19 protein-coding genes are annotated in these 18313 nt (G+C 72.4%); 12 read left to right on the top strand and 7 right to left on the bottom strand.

Annotation, left to right across the window (positions count from 1 at the left end; all coding sequences use genetic code 11):
• Positions 1 to 81: 81 nt before the first annotated feature.
• Positions 82 to 390: a hypothetical protein gene (locus tag ACQ5SO_RS09560; protein ID WP_430941362.1), complete on the bottom strand. Its 309-nt coding sequence runs from the start codon at positions 388 to 390 to the stop codon at positions 82 to 84.
• A gap of 171 nt (positions 391 to 561) precedes the next feature.
• A complete protein-coding gene (locus ACQ5SO_RS09555) occupies positions 562 to 1422 on the bottom strand; it encodes a helix-turn-helix domain-containing protein (RefSeq protein ID WP_430941361.1) in 861 nt (286 codons plus the stop codon).
• A 101-nt stretch (positions 1423 to 1523) separates the two neighbouring features.
• Between ACQ5SO_RS09555 and pobA the strand changes: the two genes are divergently transcribed.
• Positions 1524 to 2693: a 4-hydroxybenzoate 3-monooxygenase gene (gene pobA, locus ACQ5SO_RS09550; RefSeq protein ID WP_430941360.1), complete on the top strand. Its 1170-nt coding sequence runs from the start codon at positions 1524 to 1526 to the stop codon at positions 2691 to 2693.
• 105 nt (positions 2694 to 2798) lie between these two features.
• Positions 2799 to 3308, top strand: coding sequence for a hypothetical protein (locus ACQ5SO_RS09545; RefSeq protein WP_430941359.1), 510 nt, complete (start codon positions 2799 to 2801; stop codon positions 3306 to 3308).
• A 168-nt stretch (positions 3309 to 3476) separates the two neighbouring features.
• Here the strand turns inward: ACQ5SO_RS09545 and ACQ5SO_RS09540 are convergent, their stop codons facing one another.
• The 4 genes from ACQ5SO_RS09540 to ACQ5SO_RS09525 form a co-directional block, all read right to left on the bottom strand.
• A complete protein-coding gene (locus ACQ5SO_RS09540; RefSeq protein WP_430941358.1) occupies positions 3477 to 5330 on the bottom strand; it encodes a DEAD/DEAH box helicase in 1854 nt (617 codons plus the stop codon).
• A 453-nt stretch (positions 5331 to 5783) separates the two neighbouring features.
• Complete coding sequence (locus ACQ5SO_RS09535) at positions 5784 to 5942, bottom strand: entericidin A/B family lipoprotein (RefSeq protein ID WP_430941357.1); 159 nt, start codon at positions 5940 to 5942, stop codon at positions 5784 to 5786.
• Positions 5943 to 5998: 56 nt separating this feature from the next.
• Positions 5999 to 6802: a hypothetical protein gene (locus ACQ5SO_RS09530; RefSeq protein ID WP_430941356.1), complete on the bottom strand. Its 804-nt coding sequence runs from the start codon at positions 6800 to 6802 to the stop codon at positions 5999 to 6001.
• 851 nt (positions 6803 to 7653) lie between these two features.
• A complete protein-coding gene (locus tag ACQ5SO_RS09525; protein ID WP_430941355.1) occupies positions 7654 to 9261 on the bottom strand; it encodes a peptide chain release factor 3 in 1608 nt (535 codons plus the stop codon).
• A gap of 151 nt (positions 9262 to 9412) precedes the next feature.
• On the opposite strand from ACQ5SO_RS09525, the gene ACQ5SO_RS09520 reads away from it, so the two are divergent.
• Positions 9413 to 9883, top strand: a complete 471-nt coding sequence (locus ACQ5SO_RS09520) for a PaaI family thioesterase (RefSeq protein ID WP_430941354.1) — start codon at positions 9413 to 9415, stop codon at positions 9881 to 9883.
• Positions 9884 to 9981: 98 nt separating this feature from the next.
• Here the strand turns inward: ACQ5SO_RS09520 and ACQ5SO_RS09515 are convergent, their stop codons facing one another.
• A complete protein-coding gene (locus ACQ5SO_RS09515; RefSeq protein WP_430941367.1) occupies positions 9982 to 10371 on the bottom strand; it encodes an excalibur calcium-binding domain-containing protein in 390 nt (129 codons plus the stop codon).
• A 250-nt stretch (positions 10372 to 10621) separates the two neighbouring features.
• Here ACQ5SO_RS09515 and ACQ5SO_RS09510 point away from each other — a divergent pair, with 250 nt between their 5' ends.
• The 9 genes from ACQ5SO_RS09510 to ACQ5SO_RS09470 all read left to right on the top strand — a co-directional run bounded on the left by ACQ5SO_RS09510 (position 10622) and on the right by ACQ5SO_RS09470 (position 18268).
• Entirely contained in the window at positions 10622 to 11935 is a 1314-nt protein-coding gene (locus ACQ5SO_RS09510) for a glycosyltransferase family 4 protein (RefSeq protein ID WP_430941353.1), read from the top strand.
• Positions 11936 to 12079: 144 nt separating this feature from the next.
• The gene (locus tag ACQ5SO_RS09505; protein WP_430941352.1) at positions 12080 to 12868 is read left to right on the top strand and encodes an SDR family oxidoreductase; all 789 of its coding nucleotides are present in this window, start codon (positions 12080 to 12082) and stop codon (positions 12866 to 12868) included.
• 6 nt (positions 12869 to 12874) lie between these two features.
• Complete coding sequence (locus ACQ5SO_RS09500) at positions 12875 to 13411, top strand: GNAT family N-acetyltransferase (protein ID WP_430941351.1); 537 nt, start codon at positions 12875 to 12877, stop codon at positions 13409 to 13411.
• Positions 13412 to 13514: 103 nt separating this feature from the next.
• A complete protein-coding gene (locus ACQ5SO_RS09495; protein ID WP_430941350.1) occupies positions 13515 to 14162 on the top strand; it encodes a hypothetical protein in 648 nt (215 codons plus the stop codon).
• A gap of 251 nt (positions 14163 to 14413) precedes the next feature.
• Positions 14414 to 15457, top strand: a complete 1044-nt coding sequence (locus ACQ5SO_RS09490; protein ID WP_430941366.1) for an ABC transporter ATP-binding protein — start codon at positions 14414 to 14416, stop codon at positions 15455 to 15457.
• Positions 15458 to 15675: 218 nt separating this feature from the next.
• On the top strand, positions 15676 to 15888 hold the full coding sequence (locus ACQ5SO_RS09485; RefSeq protein ID WP_430941349.1) for a twin-arginine translocase TatA/TatE family subunit: 213 nt from the start codon (positions 15676 to 15678) through the stop codon (positions 15886 to 15888).
• Between the two features lie 97 nt (positions 15889 to 15985).
• A complete protein-coding gene (tatB, locus tag ACQ5SO_RS09480; protein ID WP_430941348.1) occupies positions 15986 to 16570 on the top strand; it encodes a Sec-independent protein translocase protein TatB in 585 nt (194 codons plus the stop codon).
• 13 nt (positions 16571 to 16583) lie between these two features.
• Positions 16584 to 17399, top strand: coding sequence for a twin-arginine translocase subunit TatC (tatC, locus tag ACQ5SO_RS09475; RefSeq protein ID WP_430941347.1), 816 nt, complete (start codon positions 16584 to 16586; stop codon positions 17397 to 17399).
• A 20-nt stretch (positions 17400 to 17419) separates the two neighbouring features.
• Positions 17420 to 18268 carry an ATP-binding protein gene (locus ACQ5SO_RS09470; RefSeq protein ID WP_430941365.1) on the top strand — a complete coding sequence of 283 codons (849 nt, stop codon included), beginning with the start codon at positions 17420 to 17422 and terminating at the stop codon, positions 18266 to 18268.
• Positions 18269 to 18313: the final 45 nt, after the last annotated feature.

Genomic DNA, 18313 nt, shown 5'->3' with positions numbered 1-18313 from the left:
CCCCCCCCCCCCCCCCCCCCCCCCCCCCCCCCCCCCCCCCCCCCCCCCCCCCCCCCCCCCCCCCCCCCCCCCCCCTCGCATTCACCCGCGTAGCCGGCGCAAACGCAGCCGCGCCAACCCGGTGAACTCCGCCGCCACACCCGGCCCGTTCGGACCCAGCCGCAGCACGCGGGCCAGCCGCGCATCGGCATCCATCCGCGCATCATCGCCAAGGCTCGCACGGGTCAGGCGCACGCCCTCGGGCATGCCGTCCAGCGCCGCCTCGCGGCCCGCATCGCGCGGGGCGTCGGCGGGGAGCTTTCGGGCCGCGGTCCAGGCCGCGGCGGCGACCAGCGCATATCCGCCGAGCTTCAGCGCAAGCGGGGGCAGGGCGGCGACAGGCAGGGGCATGGTCGTCTCCTTCGCTGGGGTCTTCGTTGAATATGGGCTTCGGCGTGCATCCGGGCAATGCCGCTGCGCCGAAGCGCAACGCTCCACTGGGGAAGGTGGGGGTGCGGGGGAGGAAGGGGCAAGCCCCTTCCTCCCCTGCGCCGCCCCTCGCCACGCCCCCCATCCCAGGCGCTACCCGAACGCCGCCCGAAACTTCGACGGCGGCAGCCCCGCGTGCTTCGCAAAAAACCGCGAGAACCAGGCCGGGTCCGCAAAGCCCAGCGAGAAGCCGATCTGCGCCACCTGCATCGGCGTGTAGACCAGCAGCCGCTTCGCCTCGAGCGCCAGGCGCGCGTGCAGATGCGCCGAGGCCGGGCGCCCGGTCACCTGCCGGCACACGCGGCTCAGATGCGTCGCCGTCACGCCCAAAGCCGCGGCGGCGTCGGCGACGGAGGGCTGGGTGCGGTAATGCTCCTCGAGCCAGGCCAGGTAGGCCCGCGCCAGCGCCGCCGACGGGTCCTCTCGCCCCGCGCCGCGCCCCGCCGCGCGGGCGAAATGGCGGCCGATCAGCTCGGCCAGCGCCGCCAGCGCCTCGGCCCGGCCGGGGCGGGCGGCGGCATGTTCGGCGGCGGCGAGGCGAAACAGGGCGGCGAGCTCCGCCGCCGCCTCGGGCCCCGGGTCGATCACCGCGGGTCCCTCGGGCGCGGCGCCGAGCCGCGCGGCCTCGATGGACAGCACCCAGCCGTCGGCCCCCTCGTCGAAATCGAAGCCATGGACGCAGAGCGGTGGGTTGAACACCCCGGTCCCCGGCCCGATCCGCCGGGCGGCGCCGTCCATCCGCGCCTCGGCCCCGCCCGCGGTCAGCAGCAGGAACTGTGCAAGCGCAGCATGGCGGTGATCGCCGACCTCCCAGTCATGCAGGGCCGCGCGATCCGGGATCGTCTCGAGGTGCAGAACGTCCGGAAAAGGGCCGCCATCGCCCGCCTGCTCGCCATAAAGCGCATAGGCGGGGATCGGCGCGGGGGCGCCGCGGGGCGGGGCGAGGTCATCCATCATGTTCGATCCGTGCAAGTCTGCGTCCAGCCTCTCCATTCACGCGCGCCGTTTCAACCGTAAACTCGCCCCCAACGAAACTGTTCAGGGAGAGAACACCCATGCGCACCCAGGTGGCGATCATCGGCGGCGGCCCGTCCGGCCTGCTCCTTGGCCAGCTCCTGCACAACGAGGGCATCGACACGGTGATCCTCGAGGCGAAGACCCGCGATTACGTGCTGGGGCGCATCCGCGCCGGGGTGCTCGAGGCGGGCATGGTCGAGATGCTGAACCGCGCCGGGGTCGGCGCGCGCTGCGCCAAGGAAGGCCTGGTGCATGACGGGACCTACATCGCCGCCGCGGGCCGGTCCTTCCGCATCGATTTCAAGGAGCTGACCGGCAAGGTCGTCACCGTCTATGGCCAGACCGAGGTGACGCGCGACCTCTATGACGCGCGCGAGGCCTGCGGCGCCGCCACGATCCATGAAGCCGAGGGCGTGCAGATCCACGGCGCCGATACGGACGCGCCCTATATCACCTACGTGAAGGACGGCGCCGAGCAGCGGCTCGACTGCGACTTCATCGCCGGCTGCGACGGGTTCCACGGGGTCAGCCGCAAGACCATCCCCGCCTCCATCCTGCGCGAGTACGAGAAGGTCTATCCGTTCGGCTGGCTGGGGATCCTCTCCGAAACCGCGCCGGTGTCGGACGAGCTGATCTACGCCAACAATGAGCGCGGCTTCGCCCTGTGCTCCATGCGCAACCCGCAGCTGTCGCGCCACTACGTGCAGTGCCCGCTGACCGACAAGGTCGCGGACTGGTCCGACGAGCGCTTCTGGGCCGAGCTGAAGGCGCGCATCCCCGCCGACGCCGCCGCGCGCCTCGAGACCGGGCCGAGCATCGAGAAATCCATCGCCCCGCTGCGCTCCTTCGTGGCCGAGCCGATGCGCTGGGGGCGGCTGTTCCTCGCCGGGGACGCGGCGCATATCGTCCCGCCCACCGGGGCCAAGGGGCTGAACCTCGCCGCCTCGGACATCCATTACCTGCATGACGCGCTGTCACGGCACTACAAGGACAAGGACGGGCAGGGGATCGAGGAATACTCGGCCAGGGCCCTCGCGCGGGTGTGGAAGGCCGAGCGGTTCTCCTGGTGGATGACGACGACCCTGCACCGGTTCCCCGACCAGTCGGAATTCGACCAGCGGATGCAGGAGGCGGAGCTCGACTACCTCGAGAGCTCCCGCGCCGCGCAGACGGCGCTGGCCGAGAATTATGTCGGCCTGCCGTTCTGAGGCGGGCCTGACGCGGGCGTGACCGGGGGGGGCGGTGCGGCGGGCGTTGACCGCGCGGGTGCGAGCGGGCAAGGCTCCGGCAGTGCATCTGCCGGAGCCTTTTTCATGCGCCTTTTGTTCGCCCTCGCCCTTTTTCTTGTCGCCGCGCCCGTCCAGGCGCCCGCTCAGGCTGCGGAGATCGACCGCGCCCTGTTGCCGGGCACCTGGGTCTGCGAGACCGACAGGATCGAGGAGGCCGACACGCGGTTCCACTCGGTCGGCGTATCGCGGCTGCAGGAAGACGGGACGTTCTTCGAAACGGTGGAGTACGCTTGGGAGGCGCCCGAGTCGCCGACGGTGCTGGTGGAGATCGGGGCGCGCGGGACCTGGGCGCTGACCGGGAGCGTGTTCAGCCGGGTCAACACTGCGCATTGGGTGGAGCGGGCGGAGACCATCGGGCCGGACATGGAGCCCTGGCTGGCGGCGCCTGCCGAGGAAACGGCGAAGTGGTTGATCGACTGGATGAATGGTGAGCCTTCGGGGGCGTTGCGGGTGCTGTCGGTGGATGCAGAGCGGTCCAAGTTTCGCACGAAGTGGGGCGAAGTGGTGGAGTGCCGCAGGATGGGGGCGGAGTAGGCGCGGGCGGTGGGGCCCGCGCCCCGTTTCGGGGGGACCAGTCCCCCCGAGCCCCCCAGGCAAGGGGGCGGGGCCCCCTCCGCACTCCCCCGAAACCGGTGCGCGCAAAAGCGAAACGCCCGGGCCTTTCGGTCCGGGCGTTTGCGTTTGTCAGCGGAGGGCGGCGGATCAGGCCGCGTCGCTCTCGGCCTCGTCCGTCGTGTCCACCGGCGCGTTGTCGTCGCTGCGCGAGGAGGCGCGGATCAGCGCCGCCACGTCGATCGGGCGGGCGATGAAGGCGGGGACGTGGTCGCCCATGCCGATGATCCGGCCGCCGCGGTCGCGGCGCACGGGAAGATGCTCTTCCTCCGGCTCCGGCAGGCGGGCGGCGCGGCGGGGGGCAGGCTTGTCGTCGGAAGAGGACGCCCGGTCCTCGCGCTTGTTGCGGCGGCCGCGGGACCGCTCGCGGGCCGGTTTCGGCGCCTCGGCGGGCGCGTCCTCGGCCTGCGCCTCGGCAGGGGCGGCTTCGGCCTGGGCCTCGACCGGAGCGGCCTCGGGCCGAGCCTGCTCGGCGGCGGCTTCGGGCTGCGCGTCGGCGGTCTCGGCGGGCTTCGCCTCGGCCTCGGCCTCGCCCTCGTCCTTGCGGCGGCGCGAGCGGCGGCGACGGGGCTTCTCGTCCCTGGCCGGGGCCTCGGCGGCCTCGTCCTGCGGGGCCTCGGCGGCGGCCTCGGGCGCAGCGGCCTCGGCGGCGGTCGCCTCGGTAGTCTCGGCCGCGGCCTCCTCGGCCTGCTCCTCGCCCTTGCGCTTGCGGCGCGAACGGCGCGGCTTGCGCTCCCCCTCGACCTTGGCGTCGGTCTTGTCCCCGGCCTCCTCGGCCTGCGCGGGGGCGTCGCCGCCGAGCGGGTTTTCGCCCGCCGGGACCGGCTGCTTGATCAGCTCCTCGATCTTGTCGAGATGCTTCTGCTCATGCGGGAAGCAGATGGTGATGGCGGCGCCGGAGCGGCCCGCGCGGCCGGTGCGGCCGATGCGGTGGACGTAATCCTCGGCGTGGATCGGCACGTCGAAGTTGAAGACGTGGGACACGTTGGGGATGTCGAGCCCCCGGGCGGCGACGTCCGAGGCGACCATGATGTCGATGTTCCCGTCGCGGAAGCCGGACAGGACGCGCATCCGCTCGGACTGGTCGAGATCGCCATGGATCGCGCCCGCGTTCACGCCGCGTTTCTTGAGCGATTTCCACACGATGTCGACGTCGCGCTTGCGGTTGCAGAACACGATGCCGTTGGTCAGCGTCGGGCCTTCGCGCTTGATCAGCGCGTAGAGCAGCTCGCGCTTCTCCCGCTCGCCCACCGCGCCCTTGGCCGAGGGGGTGTGCTTGACCACCGACTGGGTGATGGTCTCGGAGGTGGTGGACTGGCGCGCCACCTCGATCCGCTCGGGATTGTGCAGGAACTGCTCCGTCAGGCGGGTGATCTCCGGCGGCATGGTGGCCGAGAAGAACAGCGTCTGGCGGGTGAAGGGGGTCAGGCCGAAGATCCGCTCGATATCCGGGATGAAGCCCATGTCGAGCATGCGGTCGGCCTCATCGACCACCATGACCTGGACGCCGGTCAGCATCAGCTTGCCGCGCTCGAAATGATCCAGCAGGCGGCCGGGCGTCGCGATCAGCACGTCGACGCCGCGGTCGATCAGCTTGTCCTGGTCCTTGAACGAGACGCCGCCGATCAGCAGGGCCATCGTCAGCTTGTGGTTCTTGCCGTAGATCTCGAAGTTCTCGGCCACCTGGGCGGCGAGTTCGCGCGTGGGGCACAGGATCAGGCTGCGCGGCATCCGCGCGCGGGCGCGGCCCTGGGCGAGGATGGTGATCATCGGCAGGGTGAAGGCGGCGGTCTTGCCGGTGCCGGTCTGCGCGATGCCGAGCACGTCGCGCCCCATCAGCGCGGTGGGGATCGCCTTTTCCTGGATCGGGGTCGGGGTTTCGTAGCCCGCTTCGTCCAGGGCGGCGAGCACCTTGGGGTCGAGATCGAGTTCGGAGAATTTCATGCAGGGACCTTGATGTTGTTGCGGTCAGTTGCAGTGCGACCGCAGCGTCGACGCGGTCCGGACGCCCGTATTGGCGTTGTGCGCGCGCAATCTACGCCCAAGGCCTTGAAAGTCAATTGTCCGTGGGGGAATCGCGGTGAATCGCCCGGGATTCCGGGTCGCGGGCCGGGATTTCACGCCGCGCGCGGCGGGGCGCCGCCCGGTTTCGCCCCGGGACGGAGAATCACTTCGGCCGGGGAGGGGCGGCGGGCGCGCCCGCGGGCGGTCGATGGGGGGGCGATGGGGGCGGGCGATGGGGCACGCGCCCGCGGCCTCTTGGGGGAGCCGCGGGCGCGCCCTCTCCGCCCCCTCCCCGCGCGCGCGGCGCGGAGAGGGGGGCGGAAACGGGAGAGGCCCGGCGCGGGGGGCGCGCCGGGCCTCGTCACGATCAGCCGGTCCGGCCGGGGGGCAGGATCACTCCTGCATTTCCTGCTCGACCTCCTCGGCCGCGTTGGACACCGCCTTGCCGCCGGCCTGGATGTCGCGACCCGCGCCCTCGACCGTGTTGCACGCGGCGAGGACCGAGAAGGCGAAAGGCACGAAGGCGAGGCGCAGAAGAGCGGTGCGGGTCATGATGCAATCCATTCGCTGTTGTCGATGGTTGGTTAACTAGTTCGCTGAAACGGGTTTCAAGGGCGCGAAAGGCGCGGATCCGGGGCGGGAGCCAGCCAGATCTCGACCAGCCCCGGGCGCGGGGCGGGGCGGAAGGCGGTGAAGTCGCGCGGGCCGCGCGCGGCGGGCAGCAGGGCCGCGATGCGGGCCGCGCCCGCCCGGTCGGCGGCGTGGAAGACGCGGATGTCCGCGCGCCCCGGCGTCGCCCCGACGGCCACGAGGCGCACCCCGCCCGGCGCGGCCCCCGAGAGGCGCCGGGCCAGCGCCGCGGCGCGGCCTTCCTCGGCGCGCAGGTGGTGGATGACGACGCGCAGCGGCGCGGGCGCGGCCGCCGCTTGCGGGCGGTCCGGCGCCTGTGCGGCGGGCGCCGCGCCGCGCGGGGCGAGGACGAGCGCCGCCGCCCTCTCGCCCCCCCGCGCCGCCGCGCCGCTTGCGGGCGCGGGCGTCCGGGCCGGGGCGGCCATGAGCGCGAGGCTTTCCGGGCGCCCCGGCGCGGCGGCGGCGAGGCGCAGCGGCGCGGCCTGGGGCGGCGTTCCGGCCTCGGCCCGCGCGTCGGTCCGGGCCAAGGCGAAGGCGGCGGCGGCCGCGGTCCCGAGGGCGGCGCGGCGGGCGGGCGCGGGTCGTCGCGCCGCGTCCCCCTGCATGGTCAACGCGGCCCCCAGCAGCGCGGGCGCGGCGAGGGGCGCCGGTCCCGGCGCGGGCTGGATCGACAGCGCCGTGGCGGCAAGGGGCAGGGGCGCGGGGCGCAACCCGCCCGGCGACCAGCCGGGGATCCCGGTATGGGCCGCCAGCGCCGCGCCGCCGATCAGCGCAAGGCCCAACAACGCCGCCGCGGGCCGACCCCGGCGCGGGGCGGCGTCGGGACGCGGCGCGCGCCGGTCTGCGCGCAGGCGCCGGGCGGGCGGGGGCGCGTCGGGGCCGGGGGCCTCCGGCGCAGGCGCGGCGGGCAGGGGCGCGGCGGGCAGGGGCGCGGCGGGCAGGGGCCGCGCCCCCCGGCTCAGCGCCGGTTCGGGCCGCAAGGGCGGCGCGGATCCGGGCGCGGGCGTCGGCGCGGGCGCAGATGTCGGAGAGGGTCGGGGAACGGGAGGGGCGGCGCTCCGGCCCGTCGCCGCCATGCCGCGCGCCGGGGGCGGGTCGGCGAGGAACGGCGCGAAGGGCGGGGCGGCGTCCTCGCCGGGCCGCTCGGGGCGCATCGCGGCGCGGATCCGGGCGAGCTCCCCGGGCGCCGGTCGGGCGGTCCCGGCGGCGTCCGGGGCGGGCGGCGTCGCGGGGCGGGGTCGCCCGGTCCCCGGCGCCTCGCGCGGGGGCGGCGCGTCCGCGGCGCCGATCCCGCGCATCGCCGCCCCCGCGGGCACGCAATATCCAAGGGGAAGGCGCCTGCGCGGGGCCGCCCTGCGCGGGCCGCCCTGCAGGCGTTCGAACCCGCGCGGGCCCTGTCTTCGGGGCTGCTCCGTCGCCGTCTCGTCGGTCATGCTCCGTCTCCGCCGCTTTCTGCGCGCTTCCGGGGAAGCAACGGGCGCCGGGGGCGGAAAGGTTCAGGCGGCGGCGATGATCGCGATCACGTTCCCGTGCGCACCGGAGCGCGGGAGGCGGCGGGGGCCGGCGCCCGGAACGCGAACGGGCCGGGGCGCATGGCCCCGGCCCGTCCGGAAATCGCGGCAGGGAGGGGCGCTTACCCCGTCGTCTCCTTGGTCGCGGTCAGCTTCACGTCCGGGAAATCGCGCTCGATCCGGTCGAGATCCCACTGCATGCGCACCATGTAGACCGGGTCGCCGTCATGGTCGGTCGCCATGTGGCCCTTGTTGGCCTTCATGAACTCCTCGACCTTGGCTTCCGGCCCCGAGACCCAGCGCGCGCCGGTCCACTGCGTCTGCTCGAAGCGCACGGGAAGCCCGTATTCCAGCTCGATCCGGCTGGCCAGCACCTCGAACTGAAGCTGGCCGACCACGCCGACGATGAAGCCCGAGCCGATATTCGGGCGGAACAGCTTGGAGGCCCCTTCCTCGGCGAACTGGGTCAGCGCCTTCTCGAGGTGCTTGGCCTTCATCGGGTCCCCGGCGCGGCAGGCCTGCAGAAGCTCCGGCGCGAAGGAGGGGATGCCGGTGAAGCGCAGGTCCTCGCCCTCGGTCAGCGCATCGCCGATCCGCAGCTGGCCATGGTTCGGCACGCCGATGATGTCCCCCGCCCAGGCGTCGTCCAGGACCTCGCGCTCCGAGGCCAGGAACATCACCGGGTTGGACACCGCCATCGGCTTGCCCGAGCGGACATGCTTGAGCTTCATGCCCCGCTTGAAATGTCCCGAGCAGAGCCGCATGAACGCCACGCGGTCGCGGTGCTTGGGGTCCATGTTGGCCTGCACCTTGAAGACGAAGCCGGAGACCTTGTCTTCATCGGGCTGCACTTCGCGCGTCTCCGACGGGCGGGGCCGCGGCGGCGGGGCGAAGTGCTTGAGGCCGTTGAGCAGCTCCTTCACGCCGAAGGAGTTCAGCGCCGAGCCGAACCAGATCGGGGTCATGGCGCCGTCAAGGAACGCCTGCCGGTCGAATTCCGGCAGCAGCCCGCGGGCCATCTCCACTTCCTCGCGCAGGGTCTCGAGCTGGCCCTCGGGGACATGCTCGGCGATCCGCGGGTCTTCGAGCCCCTTGAGGTCGATCTCCGCCCCGCGGGTGTTGCGGTCGGCCCGGTCCATGATGCCGAGACGGTCGTTCATCAAATCGTACGAGCCGAGGAAGTCGCGCCCGAGGCCGATGGGCCAGGAGGCGGGCGAGACGTCGAGCGCCAGCTCCTCCTGGATCTCGTCGATGATCTCGAAGACGTCGCGGCTCTCGCGGTCCATCTTGTTGCAGAAGGTCAGGATCGGCATGTCGCGCAGCCGGCAGACCTCGAACAGCTTGCGGGTCTGGCTCTCCACGCCCTTCGCGCCGTCGATCACCATGATCGCCGCGTCCACCGCCGTCAGCGTGCGGTAGGTGTCCTCGGAAAAATCCGAGTGGCCGGGCGTGTCGACGAGGTTCAGCCAGCAGCCGTCATATTCGAACGACATCGCCGAGGCCGAGACGGAGATGCCGCGGTCCTTCTCCATCTGCATGAAGTCCGAGCGGGTGCGGCGCGCCTCGCCCTTGGCGCGGACCTGGCCCGCGGCCTGGATCGCGCCGCCGAACAGCAGCAGCTTTTCGGTCAGCGTGGTCTTGCCCGCATCGGGGTGGGAGATGATCGCGAAGGTGCGACGGCGTCCCACTTCGGGCGGCAGCGGAGCGGAGTTGTGGCCATGGTCGAGCATCCGCGCCCTATAGCGCGGCGTGGGGCCTTGGGGAAGGGGGCGCGGGCGGCGGATGCGCGGGGGCGCGGGCGCCCTTGCGGCACGGTTGACCTGCGCGTCGGGCTGCGGGAGGGTTCGAAAACGGAACTGTGTTTCAGCGGAGGATTTCGGGATGGCGGATGCGGCGGCGGACAAGGCGGAAGACGGGGCGGAAGACAAGGCGGAAGACGGGGCGCTCGACGACGCGGTGATGGCGCGGGGGCGGCGGATCCTCGCCGCCCAGCCCTTCTCGGCGGCGATGGGCGCGGAACTGGTGGATTTCACGCCCGGCAAGGTGGTGATCCGCCTGCCGATGCGCGCGGACCTGAAGCAGCACATGGGCTTCGCCCATGGCGGCGCCATCGCCTACATGGCCGATTGCGCGCTGACCTTCGCCGGGGGCTCGGTGCTGGGCGACTGCCTGACGGCGGAGTTCAAGATCAACTTCATGCGGCCGGGGCAGGGCGTGGCGCTGGTGGCCGAGGGCGCGGTGCTGTCGGCGGGCAAGGCCTCGGCCATCACGCGCTGCGAGATCTGGGACGAGGCCGAGGACGGGACGCGCAAGCTCTGCGCCGCGGCGCAGGGGACCATCCGCAAGGTCTGATCCGGGGCCGGGGGCCGCGCCCGGCGGCGTCGCGCCCGCTGCGGGCCGCGCGCCGGCGCGGCGGCCTGGCCGGGGCGCGTGTGGGGGCGGCGGCGGGATCAGCCCGACAGCGCCCGGGCCTGGCGCCGCGCCGCCTGCGCCGCGCGGCCGCCGGGCAGCCCCTCGCAGGCGAGGCCGTCGCGGTCCCGATCCAGCCGGTGCGGGTCGCGCGCCGGTCCGCCCTCGGCGGTGTAGAAACGTTGCGCCTGGGCGTGCGTGCGGAAATCCGAGCAGTTCCTGCCGGCCGTTCCGCGCGAGGACCGCGCCGCGCGGGCCGTCGCGCCCCAGCCTGTCGCCTCGCAGGCCTGTCCGTCGCCATCGCCATCGAGACCATGGGGATCCCGCTGGGGTCCGCCCTGGGAGAGGAAGAAATCCTGCGCCTCGGCATGGGATCTGAAGTCGGCGCAGTTGCGGTCCTGCGCGTGGCTGGCCCCTGCGGCGAGGAGCAGGAAGGCGAGCGCCGCGGCGCCGCCGGCCAGGTGCTGCGTGACGTCGACCCTCCCCCTCGCGAATTAACGTTCCGTTAACCAATATTGGGAGGGCCCGGCATCGTCGCAACCCCGGCAGGTCTCCTGGCCCCTGCCGCCGCCCGATGCGTCGTCTCGCGCCCTTGCTGGCGGGCGCGCCCCCAAGCATCGTCCGGGACCGTTTCGCCGCCCTGTTTTCGCCCCTCGCCATTTCCCGCGCCCGGAGCCGCCCATGACCGCCCCCATCCGCGCCCTCCTCGTCGCCGAGGCCGCCAATCCCGAATGGGTCTCGGTCCCGCTCGTCGGCTGGTCGCTGGCCGACGCCCTGCGCCGCACGGACGGGATCGAGGCGCATATCGTCACCCAGGTCCGCAACCGCGAGGCGTTCCTGCGCGCGGGCCTGGTCGAGGGCGAGGATTTCACCGCCATCGATTCCGAGGCCGTCGCCAAGGCCCTCTACAAGATCGGCCAGGTGCTGCGCATGGGCGAGGGCAAGGGGTGGACGACCCTCCAGGCGCTCTCGGCCCTCGGCTATCCCTATTTCGAACGCCTCGTCTGGGACCGCTTCGGGGAAGAGATCAAGGCCGGGCGCTGGGACGTGGTGCACCGGATCACGCCGCTCTCGCCCACCAATGTCGGGCCGCTGGCCGCGCGCGTCGCGGGGGCGAAGGTCCCCTTCGCGCTCGGGCCGCTCAATGGCGGGGTGCCCTGGCCGAAAGCCTTCGACGCCGAGCGGCGCAAGGAGAAGGAGTGGCTGTCCTATATCCGCGGGGTCTACAAGCTGATGCCCGGCCGGGGCCGGATGCTGCGCAGCTGCTCGGCCATCATGACCGGCAGCCGCCATACCGCGACCGAGATCCCCAGGGACCTGCGCTGCCGCACCTTCTACATCCCCGAGAACGGCATCGACCCCGACCGCTTCGCCGCCCCCGGCCCGCGCGCGCCCCATGACGGGCCGATGCGCGGGGTCTTCATCGGCCGGATGGTGCCCTACAAGGGCCCGGACATGCTGATCGAGGCGGCGGCGCCCTTGCTGCGGGACGGGCGCATGACGCTCGAGATGATCGGCGACGGGCCGATGCAGCCCGAGCTGAAGGCGCTGGCCGAGCGCCTTGGGGTGGCGCAGGCGGTGACCTTCCACGGCTGGATCGACCACCGCGACGTGCAGCGCATCGCGCGGGGCTGCGACGCGCTCACCTTCCCCTCGGTGCGCGAATTCGGCGGCGGCGTGGTGCTCGAGGCGATGGCGCTGGGGCTGGCGCCGGTGATCGTGGACTATGCCGGGCCGGGCGAGCTGGTGCATGACGGCATCGGCCTCAAGTCGCCCATCGGCACGCGGGAGGAGGTGATCGCGGGCTTCGCCAGGGCGCTGGAGCAGGCCGCCGCCGACCCCGACGCGCTGGCGGCCATGGGGAACGCTGCGGCGGCGGAGATCGCGGCCAAGTTCCACTGGGCCCGCAAGGCCGAGCAGGTGCGGGACGTCTACGCCTGGATGCTGGGCCGGGGCGAGCGGCCCTCGCCCTTCGGCGATCCGTTCGAGCGGTAAGCGCGCGGGGGCGCAGGCCCCCGGCCCTCCGCCCCGGCCCGCCGCGTGGAAACGCAGCGTTACGGGCGCGCGCCGCCATTGCCGCCGCCCGGCCGCCGCCCTAGGCTCCGACCCGAACAACCCAAGGGTCAGGGAGGCCGACACATGGATCTGGGCATCAAGGGCAAGACCGCCATCGTCTGCGCGAGCTCGAAAGGGCTGGGCCGCGGCTGCGCCGAGGCGCTGGCCGAAGCGGGCGTCAACCTGGTGATGAACGCCCGCACCAAGTCCACGCTGGACGAGACCGCGGCGAAGATCCGCGACCAGTACGGCGTGACGGTGGAGACCATCGCCACCGACATCACCGCCGACAGCGGCCGGGCCGAGGTGAAGGCCGCCGCCGACGCCATGGGCGGCGCCGACATCCTGGTGAACAACGCCGGCGGCCCGCCCCCCGGGATGTGGTCCGACTGGGGGCGCGAGGAATGGCAGGCGGCGATCGACGCCAACATGCTCACCCCCATCCTGCTGACCACCGAGATCCTGCCGGGGATGCTCGAGAAGGGCTGGGGGCGCGTGGTGTCGATCACCTCCGCCTCGGTGCGCACGCCCATCGGGGTGCTGGGCCTGTCGAACGGCGCCCGCGCGGGCTTCACCGGCTTCTTCGCCGGAACCTCGCGCCAGGTGGCGGGCAAGGGGGTGATCATGAACAACATCCTGCCCGGCATCCACCAGACCGACCGGATCACGCAGCTCGACACCGCCGCCATGAACGCCTCGGGCATCACGATGGACGAAGCCCGCGCGCAGCGCATGGCCACCATCCCCGCGGGCCGCTACGGGACGCCCGAGGAATTCGGCGCCACCTGCGCGTTCCTGTGCTCGCAGCACGCGGGCTTCATCGTGGGGCAGAACATCCTGCTCGACGGCGGGGCCTTCAACTCCTCGTTCTGAGGCGGCATGGCGCCCGCGCCCTTCGTGATCCGCGGGGCGCGGGAAGACGACGCCCCCGCCCTCGCCCGCATCTACTGGCGGGCGGGGGCGCTGTTCATTGATACCGCCCATCCCGAGGTGGTGGACCCCGACCCGCCCGCGGCCGCGCTGTTCGCGCGGCTTGCGCGGCAGGGGGCGCTGCTGGTGGCGGCGGCGGGCGGGGACCGGCCCGCGGGGTTCCTCGGCTGGATGCCCGCGACGCTGCTGGACGGAACCCCGGCGCTGCATGTGGGCGAGCTCGACATGGACCCGGCCCTGCACGGGCGCGGCGGCGGCACGATGCTGCTGCGCGCGGCCGAGGCGCTGGCGCGGCGCACGGGCCGCGGGGCGGTGACGCTGAGCACCTTCATCGACGTGCCCTGGAACGCGCCTTTCTATGCCCGCCGCGGCTACCACGTGATGGACCCCGCGGACTGGCCCCCGGTCTGCCGCGGCGAGGTGGAGCGGATGGCGGCCGCGGGCCAGGACGTGTCGGCCCGGGTGGTGATGATGCGCCGGGTGTGAATAGCGCCCGCCGGGCCGCTTTCATTGTTCGGCCCCGGCGAACGCGTTACCTCTTGGGGATCGTCCCCGGTTGCGGGCCCGCCTATTTCAAGGAACATCACGCATGAAAACCAAGCATCTTGCCATCGCCGCCGCGGCGCTCGTCGTATCTGGCTCGGCCGCCGTCGCCGCCGACATCAACGCCACCTACACCGACCGCGCGAGCTTCCTCGCCGCCATCGGCGCCTCCGTCGATTTCGACTTCGAATCCAGCGCGCTGTCGGGAACGGCGAGCAGCGGGGCCGCGTCCTCGATCGATTTCGGAGATTTCGCCGTCGGGTCCAGCCCCGCCGCGGTCAAGGTGCTGGGCGTTCCCGCCATCGGGGCCTCGAACACCACCCCGGGCGGGGCCAACTACATGTACCTCGACACCGACATCGCCTTCACCGGCGCGGTGACGACCTTCACCTTCGACAGCACGCTGACCGCCTTCGGGTTCAACTACACCTCCCTGGCCCCGGGCGCGGGCGCGGCGACGATCACCGTCGGCTCCATCGTCACCATCGTGCCCTCGGGAAGCTCTGGCTTCTTCGGCTTCACCTCGGACGGCTTCGCCAGCTTCGCCTTCGACAGCTCCGACGACAGCGCCGTGGGGTTCGACGACCTGGCATGGGCCGAGGCGGGGGCGGTCTCCGACGTGCCGGCGCCCGCGGCCGCGCCGCTCCTGCTGCTGGGCCTCGGGGGCCTCGCCGCGCTGCGCCGCCGGGGCTGAGCGCCGCCGGGGCGGGCCGGGGGCGTGGCGGGGGAGGCGCGCCGAGGCGGCGGGCGGAGGCGGCGGGCGGGCGCGCCCATCGGACGCGCCGCCTTGCCCCGCCGGGCGCCGCTTGCTAGATGCTTCCCGAGTGAAATGATAAGGCTTGCGCCCCGCCGCCCCTTGCCCGGGGATCGGGGCGCGCGCCGGACGCCGGACGTGACCGCAACTTGACCCAGCCGCCTCCCCGCCTCGGACTGTCCTCCGTCAGCATGGTCTACGAGGGCCGCAACGCCGTGGACGACGTCACGCTCGACGTCGGCGCGGGGGAGATCGTGTGCCTGCTCGGCCCCTCGGGCTGCGGCAAGTCCACGACGCTGCGCATCGCCGCGGGGGTGGAGCGGCAGACGGCGGGGAGCGTGTCGGTCGACGGCAAGATCCTCTCGGACGACGCCCGCCACGCCCCGCCCGAGAAGCGCAGCGTCGGGCTGATGTTCCAGGACTTCGCGCTGTTCCCGCACCTGACGGTCACCGACAACGTGGCTTTCGGGCTGAAGGGGACGGGCAAGGGCAAGCGGGCGGATGAATACCTCGCGCGCGTGGGCCTGTCGGGCTACGGGCCGAAATACCCGCACCAGCTGTCGGGGGGCGAGCAGCAGCGCGTGGCGCTGGCGCGCGCGCTGGCGCCGCGGCCCAAGGTCATGCTGATGGACGAGCCGTTCTCGGGCCTCGACAAGCGGCTCCGGGACGAGGTGCGCGACGAATCCCTCTCGGTGCTGAAGGAGGAGGGCGCGGGCGTCCTGCTGGTCACGCACGAACCCGAGGAGGCGATGCGCATGGCCGACCGGATCGCGCTGATGCGCGGCGGGCGGGTGGTGCAGATCGGCGCGCCCTACAACATCTACAACCACCCCGCGGACCTGCGGGCGGCGGCGTTCTTCTCGGACGTCAACATCATCCGCGGCGTCGCGTCCTCGCGCCAGGTGGACACCCCGTTCGGGCGGTTCCTGTCGCCGCCAGGGCTGGCGGACGGCGCGGCGGTGGACATCGTGATCCGCCCGCAGCACCTGAAGATCGACCCCGATGACGGCGGCGAGGGTCCGCGCCCCACCGCGGCCAACGGCGTCGCCGCCCGCGCGGTGGTGGAGCGGGCGCGCTTCATGGGCTCGGAAAGCCTGATCGAGCTGCGCATGGACCATGACGGCGCCCGCCTGCGGGCGACCGTGCCGGGCGCCTTCCTGCCCGAGGCGGGGGCGCCGCTGTGGCTGTCGATGCGCCGCGACCGCTGCTTCCTGTTCCCCGCGGAGCGCGGCTGAGGCCCGCCTTGCGGGCGCGGGCCTCATTCTGCGGCGCCGGGATGTGGAATGCGCGGCCCCGATCCGCGCCAAGCGCGCAATCGCCCCTTTCAACGGCTTGCCCGATCTCATAAATAGGAAGGCGAAACCGGCGCTCCGCGGGAGGCGGGCGCCACGACCCCACGCATCGACGCGTCGCCGCAAACATCCCGGGCGCGCCGAGTTGAGGAGAGCTGACCATGGCCCCGAGCTTCTGGCAGATTGCGATCGTCGCCGTTCTTGTCGTCCTGCTGTTCGGACGCGGCAAGATCTCCGGCCTGATGGGCGATGTCGCCAAGGGCATCAAGAGCTTCAAGAAGGGCATGGCCGACGACCCGCAGGAAGTCGCCAAGAAAGACGACGAGGGCAAGGGCGCCATCGACGTCACCCCGGCCGAGAAGAAAGACGCCTGATTTCGCAACCCGCCGCCCGGCATTCCCCGGGCGGCGCGTTCCTGTCCGGCGCGCCCCGACCCGGGCGCGCCCGACATGCATGAGAAGGGCGTGACCCATGCTTGACATCGGTTGGAGCGAACTGCTCGTCATCGGCGGACTGGCGCTGATCGTGGTCCCGCCCAAGGACCTGCCGGGCATGATGCGCAATGTCGGCCGCTTCGTCGCCAAGGCCCGCGGCATGGCCCGCGAATTCCAGGGCGCGATGGAAGACGCCGCGCGGCAGGCCGATCTCGGCGATGTCGCCGACCTGAAAAAGGACGTCTCCAAGTGGTCGTCCAATTTCGGCGCCTCGGGGCCCAAGAGCATGGCCAAGTCCCTGCTTGACGATGACAAGCCCGCCGCGGCGCCCGCCAAGGGCTCCTACGACGAGGCCGACGCCGCCGAGAACGCGGCCTGGGAGGTCGAGCAGGCCGCCAAGGCCGCCGCCGAGGCCGCGAAGGCGCAGGGCGAGAAGACCCGGACCGCCGCCGAGCGCGCCGCCGCCGCCGAGGAAGAGGCCCGCGCCGCCGCGCTGCGCGCGGCCGAAGCGAAGGCCGAGGCGGAGGCCGAGCGCCTCTCGGCCGTGAACCGTTCCGCCGAGGAGCTGGAGGCCGAGCTCGCCCGCGACGAGGCGAAGTCCAAGCCCTCCGCGTCCTCCTGAGGGATCCCCAGCCGTGAGCACCCAAGAAGACATCGACAGCACCAAGGCCCCGCTGATCGAACACCTGGTCGAGCTGCGCACGCGGCTGATCTGGTCCGTCGTCGGCCTGGCCGCGATGATGATCCTGTGCTTCATCTTCGCCACCCAGCTGTTCGACTTCCTGACCCGGCCGCTGCATGACGCGCTCGAGGCGCGGGACATGGCGCCGAAGCTGATCTACACCGCCCTGCACGAGAAGTTCTTCACCGACCTGCGCGTGGCGCTGTTCGGCGGCTTCTTCCTGGCGTTCCCGATCATCGCCATGCAGGTCTGGAAATTCGTCGCGCCGGGCCTCTACCGGAATGAACGCGACGCGTTCTGGCCGTTCCTGGCGGCCACGCCGGTGCTGTTCCTGCTCGGCTCGTCGCTGGTGTATTTCCTTGTCGCGCCAATGGCTTTCGGGTTCTTCCTCGACTACGGCACGAATGTCGACGGGTCGACCGTCACCTCGACCGAGTTCCTCGGGAAGGTGCGCGACTACCTCGACCTGATGATGACCTTCATCCTCGCCTTCGGCATCTGCTTCCAGCTTCCCGTGCTGCTGACCCTGATGGGCCGCGCCGGGCTGGTGACGGGCGAGGGGCTGGCGAACATGCGCAAATACGCCGTGGTCGCCATCGCCGCCGCCGCCGCGGTGCTGACCCCGCCGGACCCGATCTCGCAGCTCGGCCTCGGCATCCCGATCTACCTGCTCTACGAGGTCTCGATCTTCCTGGTGAAAGCCTCCGAGAAGAAGCGCCGCCAGCGCGACATCGAGGACGGCCTGGTGGACGAGGACGACGAGGAATGACCATCGCCGCCGAAGAGGGCATGGTCTCGGCCCTGACGCGCATCGCCGAGGCGCTGGAGCGGATCAGCCCGCCGCCGATGCCCGCGCCGCGCTTCGACGCCGCCGAGGCCTATGTCTGGCGCGTGTCGCCGGACCGGCTGGACCCGGCGCGCGCGGTCAGCCGCGTGCCGCTGGAGCTGCTGGTCGGCGTCGACCGGTCGCGCGAGACGCTGCTGGAGAACACCCGCCGCTTCGCCCGCGGCCTGCCCGCGAACAACGCCCTTCTCTGGGGCGCGCGCGGCATGGGAAAATCGAGCCTGGTCAAGGCCGTGCACGCCGCCGTCAACGCGGAAGGCGAAGGCGAGGTCAAGCTGGTCGAGATCCAGCGCGAGGACATCCCCTCGGTCGGCCGGCTGATGAACATCATGCGCGAGGCGCCGGCCGTGCGCTTCCTGCTGTTCTGCGACGACCTGTCGTTCGACCATGATGACAGCCATTACAAGTCGCTCAAGGCGATCCTGGATGGCGGGGTCGAGGGGCGGCCGGAAAACGTGCTGCTCTACGCCACCTCCAACCGGCGGCACCTGATGCCGCGGGACATGATCGAGAACGAGCGCAGCACCGCCATCAACCCCTCGGAATCGACCGAGGAGAAGGTGTCGCTCTCGGACCGCTTCGGGCTGTGGCTCGGCTTCCATGCCTGCCGCCAGGACGATTATTTCGAGATGGTGAAGTCCTATCGCGACGCCTTCTCGATCCCGGTCGCGGACGAGGAGCTTCTGGCCGAGGCGGTGGAGTGGCGGCAGACCCGCGGCGGCGTCTCGGGGCGCGTGGCGTGGCAGTTCATCACCGATCTCGCGGGGCGCAAGGGCGTCAAGATCGCGCTTTAAGACCGACGCACAAGCCGCTGAAATGAAAAGGCCCGGAGCGATGCT

Source organism: Rhodovulum sp. DZ06 (genome assembly GCF_050586345.1).
Taxonomy (GTDB): Bacteria; Pseudomonadota; Alphaproteobacteria; order Rhodobacterales; family Rhodobacteraceae; genus JBOCEF01.
The sequence above is the reverse complement of the archived record's forward strand: the minus strand, read 5'-3'. Positions and strand labels throughout refer to the sequence as shown.